This window comes from Streptomyces sp. NPDC041796 (assembly GCF_055590785.1).
The window spans coordinates 22,885-34,388 of the sequence record NZ_JBVJAH010000013.1; the positions used below are offsets into that span (position 1 = coordinate 22,885).

General features: G+C 73.2%; 1 protein-coding gene. It reads right to left on the reverse strand.

Translation table 11 applies throughout. The features are described from left to right. Window positions 1-11: 11 nt before the first annotated feature. Window positions 12-11,504: an SDR family NAD(P)-dependent oxidoreductase gene (locus ACZ6C1_RS25560; RefSeq protein ID WP_469243548.1), complete on the reverse strand. Its 11,493-nt coding sequence runs from the start codon at window positions 11,502-11,504 to the stop codon at window positions 12-14.

Sequence of the window (11,504 nt, forward strand, 5' to 3'; positions counted from 1 at the left end):
GAACTGCCGGGCTAGTTCGAGCTGAGCGAATCGAGCCAGCGCCGGAGGTGCGCGGCGGTCTCTGCCGCCCGGTCCTCGATGATCGAGAAGTGATCCGCCTCGATGTGCTCCATCGGTCCACCGTGTTGCCAGTCGGGAACGGGGGCGACGTCCCCGAAGCTGCTCAGCGTCACGGTGGCCCGCAGATCCAGCGTCGGCGCGGCGATCGGCTTGGCCTCGCGCTCCGGGTATATCCGCACATAGCCACCCATGGCGACCAGGCTGTGGTCGTCGACGGGAATCAAGGCGTTGTCCCGGGACAGGATCTGCCCCAGCGCGTCGGTGAGCACGTGGCGGTTGAGTTCGAGGTCCTCCGGCGAGTAGGTGTCGATCATCGCGACGCCCGCGAGCTCGCCGCCGTCGTCCTCGAGCCGCCGGGCGACCGCATGGGCGACGGCACCACCGGCCGAATAGCCGATGAGCGCCACCGGGCGTCGCTCGAGTTCCGGTGCGACGGCCGCGGCGAGGCTGTCGATCGCCGCCTCCCATGTCGCCGGCAGGGCGTCGCCCGCGCGCATGCCGGGCAGCCGCAACGCGCTGACCTGCCGCTCGCCGCCCAGTTCGCGGGCCAGGCGGGCGAACTGGTGCGGGCCCGATCCCGCCAGGAACGAGGGGATGCAGATCAGCGCCGGCGCCGCGGCCCCGCGCGCCAGGAGCTGCACAGCCGGGCGCCGAGCGGCGGCCTCGCCGGCGGAGTACGTGGTCATCAGAGCCGCGCTCGCGGTCAGCAGCGGCATCGCCCCCGCCAGCTCACCGCGGCGGTGCGCCGCCGACACCAGGTCGGTGATCGTGCCGCGCACGCCGGCCGGTGCCTGCTCGACCACGCCGGTGCCGGACTCGTCGATCCGCGATCGCACCAGCTTCGCCACGTCGGCGGCGGTCGGGTGGTCGAAGATCAGCGTCGACGGCAACGTCAGTCCGGTCAGCTGTGCGAGCCGGTTCCGGAATTCGACGGCACCGAGGGAGTCGAATCCGAGCTCGGTGAACGGCGCGTACGGGTCGATCGCGTCGCCGGACAGGTGGCCGAGTACCGCCGAGGCGGCGTTGCGCACCGCTCGGAGGCTCGCACCGTCGCGGTCGGCCTCGGGCAGTGCGGCCAGCTCCCGCGCCAGGCCGACACCGGTACTCGCGGCGGCCGGGGGAACCCGGACCATGCCGCGCAGTACCGCGGGCAGTGTGCCGCCGCGCGCCAGGTCGGTGAGCGCCGCCGTGTCCAGCAGTGCCGTCGTCGGTGTCGCCCGATCGGTCGCGAGTGCGTTGTCGAACAGCGCCATCCCGGACTCCGGGTCGATCGGGATCAGGCCCAGCCTGGTCCGGATCTGGCGGGCGTACTGCTCGGCACCGTCCCCGCTGAGAATCCCCGCCATGCCGACGGTCCACAGGCCCCAGGCCAGTGAGTGCGCGGGCAGGCCCGCACTGTGCCGCACGCGTGCCAGCGCGTCCAGCGCGCTGTTCGCGGCGGCGTAGTTGCCCTGTCCTTGTCCGCCGAGCAACGGCGCCGCGGACGAGAACAGCACGAACGCCGACAGATCCAGGTCACGGGTCAGCTCGTGCAGGTGCAGTGCCGCATCGATCTTCGGGGCCAGTACCCGTGTCGTCTGCGCGGTGGTCAGGGTGTCGAGCGTGCCGTCGTCCAGGACGCCCGCCGTATGGATGACGGCCGTCAGCGGGGCGTCGGGGTCGATGCCGGCCAGCAGGGCCTGGACCGCGGTGCGTTCGGTGACGTCGCACGCCGCGACCTGGACGTGAGCGCCGAGGTCGGTCAGCTCGGCGACCAGCTCGGCGGCGCCGTCCGCGGCGGCACCGCGCCGCGATGCCAGCAGCAGCCGTCGTGCGCCGTGCGCTGCGACCAGATGCCGGGCGACGATCGCGCCGATGCCGCCGGTACCACCGGTGATGAGCACCGTGCCCTGGTCGAACGACAGTGACACGCCCTGTCCGGTGGCGGGCAGCGGCCGCAGTCGCGGTGCCAGGAGCCGGCCCTCGCGGACGACGAGGTGCGGTTCGTCCTGGGCGACGGCGTCGGCGAGCGACGTGATGGGCAGGGCGTCGCCGTCGTGGTCGATGAGCAGGAACCGGCCCGGGTGCTCGGACTGTGCGCTGCGCACCAGGCCCGCCACGGCGGCTCCGACCAGATCGGGTGCCTCGCCGGGCAGTCCGGCGGCCGTGCGCGTCACGATCACGAGCCGGCCGGGGCGATCGGCGCCCATCCAGTCCTGCAACAGAGCGAGCGTCGCCAGCACGCCGGCGTGTACGTCGGCCGCGCCGGCACCGGTTCCGCGGGGCGCCGGCCACACCACCGTGTCGGGAGCATCCCGCAGCGCGGCGAGTTCCGCGAGGTCGGCACAGCTTGCCGGGGGCTCAGGGGCCTCGACGGTCGCCGGGTCGCCGAGCACGACGATGCGCCCGGCGTCCGCCTTGGCGACGGCGGGCACGTCGACCCACTCGAGGTCGAACAGCGGTGCCGCGCCGCGCAGCTGTGCCAGCGCCCGCTGCTCGATCGGGCGGGACCGCACCGACTCCACGCTCAGCACGAGGGCACCGGTCGCGTCGACCGCGTCCACACGCACGGTGTCCGGTGCGATGCGGGCGATACGGACGCGCAAGGCGGCCACGCCGGACTGTGCGAGCTGGACCCCGTCGAAGGCGAAGGGCAGTGACACCCGGCCGTCGGACCCGCCCTCGACGAGAGGGTCCACAGCCGCGTGGAACACCGCGTCCAGCAGTGCCGGATGCAGTCCGAAGGCGGTGGCGCGCGCTGCGGTGTCGGTGTCGAGCGCCAGGTCGGCGAACACCTCCTCCCCACGCGACCACGCGGCGCGAACACCCTGGAAAACCGGGCCGTACCCGAAGCCGAGGTCGCCGAGCACGCGGTACACCTCCTGCCCGTCGACCGGATCGCCCGCGACCGGAGGCCACACCTGGGACCAGTCCGGCGCCGTGGTCGGCACGGCGGGTGTGAGCAGGCCACGGGCGTGCAGCACCCAGGCGTCGGCGGCACGGGCGTGGATGGCGACGGTCCGGTGCCCGTCGGCGTCGGGTTCGCCCACGGCGAGCTGGATGTCCGCGGCGCCCTCGGTCGTGAGAGTCAGCGGCGCCGCGAGCACCAGTTCGGCCAGGCGCGGCACGCCGAGCCGGGCGCCGGCGGCCAGAGCCAGTTCCACGAATCCGGTACCCGGCATCACGACCGTGCCGAAGACGGCGTGGTCGGCGAGCCACGGGTGTGTGCGCAGCGAGAGCCTGCCGGTGAACAGCCACTCGTCCTTGCCGGCGAGCTGCACCTGGGCGTGCAGCAGCGGATGGCCGGCGGAGTCGGCCCCGGCGAGCGGCGCGGCGGACTCCGCGGGCAGCAGCCAGAATCGTTCGTGCTGGAAGGGATAGGTGGGCAACGCGATACGTGCCTGCGGTCGAGCTCCGAAGTAGGCCGCCCACCGCACCGGCCGGCCCGCGCAGTGCGCGGTGGCCAGCGCGGTGACCAGTTGCTCCGGTTCGGCGACTGTGCGACGGGATCCCGCGACCACCGATGCGCGCGCCGCGGGGTCCGTCGCCAGGGTGGCGCGGGTCATGGCAGTCAGCACCGCGTCCGGGCCCAGCTCGACGAACAGGCGCACACCCGAATCGAGCAGTGACCGCACCGCCGGGGCGAAGCGCACCGCCTCGCGCACCTGCCGCACCCAGTACTCGGGCGTACCCACCGCCTCACCGGCGAATGCGCCGGAGACCGTGGAGCACAGAGGTATGCGGGGCTCGTGATACGTCAGGCCCGCGGCGATCTCCGCGAACTCGGCCAGCATCGGCTCCATCGAGGCGGAGTGGAACGCGTGGCTCACCCGCAGCCTGCTGGTCTTGACGCCCTCGGCCGCCAGCTTCGACTCGAGCGCCGACACCGCGTCGGTGTCTCCGGAGAAGACCACCGCATCGGGCGCGTTCACAGCGGCCAGCGAGACCGCGGCGGCTGCCGGACCGGCATGAGCCGCCGCCAGCAGCTCCCGGGCCCGCCCCTCCGGCACCGCGGCGGCCAGCATGCTCCCGCCTGTCGGCAGCGCCCCCATCAACCGGCCCCGGGCCGCGACGAGTCGGCACGCGTCCGGCAACGACCACACACCGGCCGCATACGCCGCGGCCAGCTCGCCGATCGAGTGCCCGGCCACCGCGTCCGGCGTCACGCCGAACGACTCGACGAGGCGATACATCGCCACCTCGAACGCGAACAGCGCGGGCTGGGTGTACTCGGTGCGGTCCAGCAGAGTCTCGGCGGTCGCGCCACTCGCAGCGGCCTGCGCGTCGAGCTCACCCGCTTCCTGCCCGGTTCCGGTGTGCTGCGCGCCGAACATCACATCCCGCAGCGAATGCTCCAGGTGTGCGTCGAATTCCGCGCACACCTCGTCGAGCGCGGCGGCGAAGGCCGGGAACGCCCGGTACAGTCCGGCGCCCATCCCGATCCGCTGCGCGCCCTGACCGGTGAACAGGAACGCTGTCGTGCCTGTCTGGCCGGCGCGGTCGGCGAGGCCCGGGTCCTGCTCGTCGGCTGCCAGGCGCGCCAAGGCCGCCAGCAGCGTCTCCCGGTCCGGGCCCACGACGGCGGCGCGCTGTTCGAGCTGCGCGCGTTGCAGGGCGAGCGTCATCGCGACGTCGGTCAGGTCGAGCTCCGGACGTTCGCTCAGCGCGTCGTGCAGACGGCGCGCCTGGGTCCGCAGCGCGTCGGTCGTCCGCGCGGACAGCAGCAACGGCAAGGCCTCCGGGCGCGGGGCGTCGACCGGCCGCGGCGGGAGCGCGGGCGCTTCTTCGAGGATGACGTGCGCGTTGGTCCCGCTGATCCCGAACGACGACACGCCCGCCCGGCGCGGACGCTCCCCGGCCGGCCACGGCTCGGCCTCGGTCAGGATCCGTACCGCGTCCGCCGACCAGTCCACGTGCGGCGACGGCGCGTCGACGTGCAGGGTGGGCGGCAGCACCTCGTGCCGCAGCGCCTGCACCATCTTGATCACGCCGCCGACACCGGCGGCCGCCTGCGCGTGCCCGATGTTCGACTTCAACGACCCGATCCGCAGCGGTTCGACGCGATCCTGTCCGTAGGCGTTGATCAGCGCCTGCGCCTCGATCGGGTCGCCCAGCGTGGTGCCGGTGCCGTGCGCCTCCACCGCGTCCACCTCGGCCGCGGTCACCCCGGCGTTGACCAGTGCCTGCGCGATCACCCGCTCCTGGGACGGACCGTTCGGTGCGGTCAAGCCGTTGCTCGCGCCGTCCTGGTTGACCGCGCTACCGCGGATCACGGCCAGCACCGGGCGCCCGTCGCGCCGCGCGTCGGACAACCGCTCGAGGGCGAGCACGCCGACGCCCTCGGCCCACGAGACACCGTCCGCGGCACTGGAGAACGCCTTGCAGCGCCCGTCCGGTGACAGCGCGCGCTGCCGGGAGAACTCCTGGAACAGCAGCGGAGTCGACATCACCGTCACCCCGCCGACCAGGACCAGCGACGTCTCCCCGGCGCGCAAGGCCTGCACCGCCTGGTGCAGGGCCACCAGCGACGAGGAACACGCCGTGTCCACCGTCATCGCGGGTCCTTCCAGACCGAGGGCGTAGGACACCCGGCCGGAGACGACGCTGCCGGCCGATCCGGTCGCCAGATAGCCTTCCGCGGCTCCGTCGGCGGCCTCGCGCGCCGAGTAGCCGTAGTCCTGGTACATGACGCCCGCGTACACCCCGGTGTCGCTGCCCCGCAGCGAGGTCGGGTCGATACCGGCGTCTTCGAGCGCTTCCCAGGACGCCTCGAGCATCAACCGCTGCTGCGGGTCCATCGCCGCTGCCTCGCGGGGTCCGATGCCGAAGAAGGCGGCATCGAAATCACCTGCGGCGTGCAGGAATCCACCTTCCCGGGTGTAGATCTTGCCGGGTTTGCCGGGGTCGGCGTCGTACAGGTGGTCGAGGTCCCAGCCGCGGTCGCCCGGGATCGGGGTGATCGCGTCGACGCGCCCGGTGATCAGTTTCCAGAGCTGGTCGGGGTTCTCGACGCCGCCGGGATACCGGCAGCTCATGCCGACGATCGCGATCGGCTCGTCGGTCCTCGACCTGGCCCTGGTCGAAGCGGTACCACGCGGTCGCGTCGGTGCCGAACCGTCGACCCGGGTGCGCAGGAAGCCCGCGACAGCGGCGGCGGTCGGATAGTCGAACACCAGCGTGGACGGAAGCTGGACACCGGTGGCGGCGGTCACCTTGTTGCGGAACTCGACTCCGCCGAGGGAGTCGAAGCCCAGTGTCGTGAACGGTGTTTCGGGGTCGATGGCGTCGGCCGACTCGTGGCCGAGGACCGCGGCGGCGATCGCGCGGACCTCGTCGCGGATCAGCGCCTCCCACTGGTCGGCGGGGGCGTCGAGCAACCGCTGGCGCAACGGGCTGTCGGCGATCCGGCCGCGCGACGGTACGTGAATCAGGCCGCGCAGCACCGCGGGGAGCGTGCCGAGCCGGCCCAGCGCGGTGAGGGCGGGTGCGTCGAGCAGGGCGGTCATCAGCATGGGTTCGCCGGTGGTCAACGCACTGTCGAACATCCGCATGCCGGTGTCCGGCTCGATCGGGGACAGACCGAGACGCGTGCGGATCTGACGCACCAGATGTTCGCCACCCGGGTCGTTCAGCGCCTCGGCCATGCCGCGCCTCCACAGCCCCCAGGCCAGCGAGTGCGCGGGCAGGCCGGCGCTGCGGCGCGCTTGGGCGAGCGCGTCCATCGCCGCGTTCGCGGCCGCGTAGTTGCCCTGGCCCTGCCCGCCGAGCAGCGGCCCGGCGGAGGAGAACAGCACGAACGCCGACAGGTCCATGTCGCGGGTGAGTTCGTGCAGGTGCCAGGCGGCGTCGACCTTCGGGGCGAGCACCCGATCCACCTGCTCGGCGGTCAAGGTCTCGATGGTGCCGTCGTCGACCACGCCGGCGGTGTGCACGACAGCGGTCACCGGTTCGTGCGCCGGTACGGATTCCAGCAGCGCCGCGACCGCGCCGCGGTCGCTGACATCGCACGCGGCGACGCGTACGTCGGCGCCCAGCGCGGTCAGCTCGGTGACCAGCTCCTCGACACCCGGCGCGGCGAAGCCACGGCGCGAGGCGAGCAACAGCCGGCGCACCCCGTGCCGGGTGACCAGGTGGCGTGCGGTGACGGCGCCCAGTCCGCCCGCGCCGCCGGTGATCAGGACCGTACCGTCACCGAAGTGCCCGCCGGTCGGTTCGGGGGCCGTCGCACGCATCAGCCGGGGTGCCAGCGTGACGCCGTCACGGATGGCGAGCTGTGGTTCGTCCATGGCGACTGCGGCGGCGATCCGCTGGTGCGGGTCCGTGAGGTCGTCGTCGACGTCGACCTGCACGATACGCCCCGGGTATTCCGATTGCGCACTGCGTACCAGGCCACGGACGGCCGCTGCCGCGGGATCCGGCGTCTCACCGGGCAGCCCTGCTCCCTTGCGGGTCAGCACGATCAGCGTCGAGTCGGCGCAGCCCGGTTCGGTGAGCCAGTCGCGCAGCACCGCGAGGGCGTTGTGCACGGCGGTGCGGATGGTGGCGGGGACGTCGTCGCCGTCCGCCGACGCCGTCTCGGGCGACCAGACGACGGCCGCGCCTGTGTGGCCCCCGCCTGTCGCGAACGCCGCGACGTCCTCGAACGTCTCGGTGCAGCCCGCGACGGGTCGGCCCAGTGCGACCAGGTGCCGGTCCGGCGCCGCGGGCGCCGTCACCGGCGTCCAGTCGAGAGCGTAGAGGGGGCTGCGGGCACCGGCGAGAGCGCTCGCGTCCGCGGGGCGGGCGAGCACGGCGTCGATCGACAGCACCGCGGCGCCGGTGGCGTCGCAGGCGTCGATGCGCACCTTCTCGGGCCCCGAACGGATGATGCGGGCGCGGACCGCGGTGGCGCCGTACCGGAACACGCGGACGCCGCCGAAGGAGAACGGAAGCGGCAGCCTGCCGTCGGGCAGGTCGTCGGCGAGCACATCGATGGCAGCGTGGAAGGCCGCGTCCAGCAGCGCCGGATGCACCCCGAAGGCCGCCGCCCGGCCCGCTGTCGCCTCGTCCAGGGTCACCTCGGCGAACACCTCGTCACCGCTGGTCCATGAGGCGCGCACGCCCTGGAAGCCCGGGCCGTAGCCGAACCCCAGATCGGCGAGCCGGTCGTACAGGCGCGTTCCGTCGAGCGGCGCGCCGTCGGCCGGCGGCCAGTCGGGGTCGGTCCACTCCGGCGTCACGCCGTCGGCGGGGGCGAGGGTGCCGGTGGCGTGCAGCGTCCAGTCCGGCTCGCCCGGGTCGGACCGCTCGGTGCCGGTGACGGCACGCGAGTGGACCGACAGGCGCCGACGGCCGGTGTGGTCGGGCTCGGTCACCGAGACCTGCACGTCCACGGCGGCGTCACCGTCGAACAGCAGCGGCGTCGCCAGGACGAGTTCGTCCAGCACGGGCAGGTCCAGGCGCCGGCCGGCGGCCAGCGCGAGATCCACGAACCCGGTGCCGGGCAGAAGCACCGTTCCGAAGGCCGTGTGGTCGGCGATCCACGGCTGGGCGGTGGTGGAGAGCCTGCCGCTGAAGAGCCATTCGTCGCGACCGGCAAGCTGCGCGGCGACGCGCAGCATCGGATGGTCGAGCGCGGACAGACCGGCGCGGCTCATGTCACCGAGCGCGTCGTCGTCGGGATCCACCCAGTAACGGCGATGCTGGAATGCGTAGACCGGCAGGTCGAGGTGGGTGCGGGGCCTTCCCTGTGACAGCGGCGCCCAGTCGACGTCGACGCCCGAGCAATGGGCGGCGGCGAGCAACCGGAGGAACTGGTCGACCTCGTCGACGCCGCGCCGTGACGCCGCCGCGACCAGCGAGCGGGACGCCACCTCGTCGATCAACGTCTGGCGGGTCAGCGCCGCCAGCACGGCGTCCGGACCCACCTCGACGAACCGGCGTACGCCGGCGTCGGCGAGTGACTGCACTGCCGGGGCGAACCGCACGGCCTCGCGCACCTGCCGCACCCAGTACCGCGGCGTCAGCAGCTCGGGGCCGGCCGGCGCACCGGACACCGTGGAGCACACGGCAATGCGTGGCGCCCGGTACGCCACCGATCCGGCGACCCGCTCGTACTCGGCGAGCATCGGCTCCATCAGCGCCGAATGGAAGGCGTGACTGACGGTCAGCCGGGTCGTCTTCACCCCCTCGTCCGCCAGCCGGTCCTCCAGCGCGACGATCGCCGCCGTCTCGCCCGAGAACACCATCGCCGCGGGCGCGTTCACGGCCGCCAAGGAGACCGTCCCGGCGGCGAGCAGTTCCCGCGCCCGCTCCTCCGACACGGCGGCGGCGAGCATCGCTCCATCGGTCGGCAGCGCGCCCATCAACCGGCCACGGGCGGCGACGAGCCGGCACGCGTCGGCGAGCGACCACACGCCGGCCACGTAGGCCGCGGCCAGCTCACCGATCGAATGCCCGACCACCACGTCCGGGGTCACGCCGAACGACTCCACGAGGCGATACAGCGCCACCTCGAACGCGAACAGCGCGGGCTGCGTGAATTCCGTCCGGTCGAGCAGGGGCGTGCGCCCGGGGTCGCCGACGCCGTTCCCGGCACCACCGGCACCACCGGTCTCGCCGAACATGACCTCGCGCAGCGACACCCCCAGCAGGGCGTCGAATTCCGCGCACACCTCGTCGAGGGCGGCGGAGAACACGGGGAACGCGGCGGCCAGTCCCGCGCCCATACCGAGACGTTGCGCGCCCTGACCGGTGAACAGGAAGGCCGTCTCGCCGGTGGTGGCGACACCCGACACCACGTGCGGGGACGCCGAACCCGCGGCCAGGGCCGTGAGGCCGGCGAGCAGACCGTCCCGGTCGGCGCCGAGCACCGCGCCCCGCCGCCCCAGTTGAGCCCGCGCAGCGGTCAGGACGGCGGCGACATCGGCGTCGTCCACCTCGGGGTGGTCGGCGAGCCAGGCCAGCAGCCGGCTCGCCTGTGCCCGCAGCGCGGTTTCCGACGTGGCCGAAAGCAACCACGGTGCCGGCAGCGTCGGCGAGCCCGGCTCCGGCTGTTGTCCAGCGGCATCCGGTGCTGTCACCGGATCGGCAGCACGCTCGCGCGGCGCCTCTTCGAGGATCACGTGGGCGTTGGTCCCGCTGATGCCGAAGGACGACACACCCGTCCGACGCGGACGATCAAGCTCAGGCCACTGCTGCGCCCGCGTCAGCAGCTTCACCGCGCCCGCCGACCAGTCGACCTCGGGGGTCGGCTCGTCCACGTGCAGCGTCGAGGGCATGACCCCCTCGCGCATCGCCATGACCATCTTGATCACGCCCGCGACACCCGCCGCGGCCTGCGTGTGACCGATGTTCGACTTGACGGAACCCAGCCACAACGGGTTGTCGTCCCCACGGGCCTGCCCGTACGTGGCCAGCAGCGCCTGCGCCTCGATCGGATCACCCAGCCGCGTACCCGTACCGTGCGCCTCCACGACGTCCACCTCGGACGCCGACAGGCGCGCGTTGGCCAACGCGGCCCGTATGACCCGCTCCTGCGACGGCCCGTTCGGCGCGGTCAGCTGGCTGCTCGCACCGTCCTGGTTCACCGCGGAACCACGGATCACCGCCAGCACCCGGTGCCCACGGCGCTCGGCGTCCGACAGCCGCTCCAACACCAGTACGCCCACGCCCTCGGCCCAGCCCGTGCCGTCCGCCGACGACGAGAACGCCTTGCACCGCCCATCGGGCGCCAACCCACGCTGCCGGGAGAACTCCACGTACGTGCCCGGTGTCGCCATCACCGTCACACCACCGGCGAGCGCCATCGAGCACTCACCCTGACGCAGCGACTGAGCGGCGAGGTGGAGCGCGACGAGCGAGGACGAACACGCGGTGTCGACCGTCACCGCCGGCCCCTCCAGCCCGAAGGTGTAGGCCAGACGACCCGACGCGACGCTGCCCGCGCTCCCGGTGAGCAGGTAGCCCTCGAAACCCTCGGGCGCGTGGGGGATCCGGGAGCCGTAGTCGTCGTACATGACGCCCACGTACACCCCGGTACGGGTGCCCCTCAGCGCGGTCGGGGCGATGCCCGCGTGCTCGAAAGCCTCCCAGCCCGTCTCCAGAAGCAACCGCTGCTGGGGGTCCATCGCCGCGGCCTCGCGAGGGCTGATGCCGAAGAACTCGGCGTCGAACCGGTCCGCCTCGTACAGGAAGCCGCCTTCGCGGGTGTACGAGGTCCCGAGGTGGTCGGGGTCCGGGTGGTACAGGTTTTCCAGGTCCCAGCCGCGGCCCTCCGGGAAGGGGCCGACCGCGTCACGTTCGGCGCCCAGCAGCTCCCACAGGTCGTCCGGGGAGGCGACACCGCCCGGGAGCCGGCATGCCATGCCCACGATCGCGATCGGCTCGTGCGCGCGCTCTTCCAGGTCCTGCACACGCTGACGGCTCTCCCGCAGGTCGACCGTCGCCCGCTTGAGGTAGTCGCGAAGTTTCTGCTCGTTGTTCAT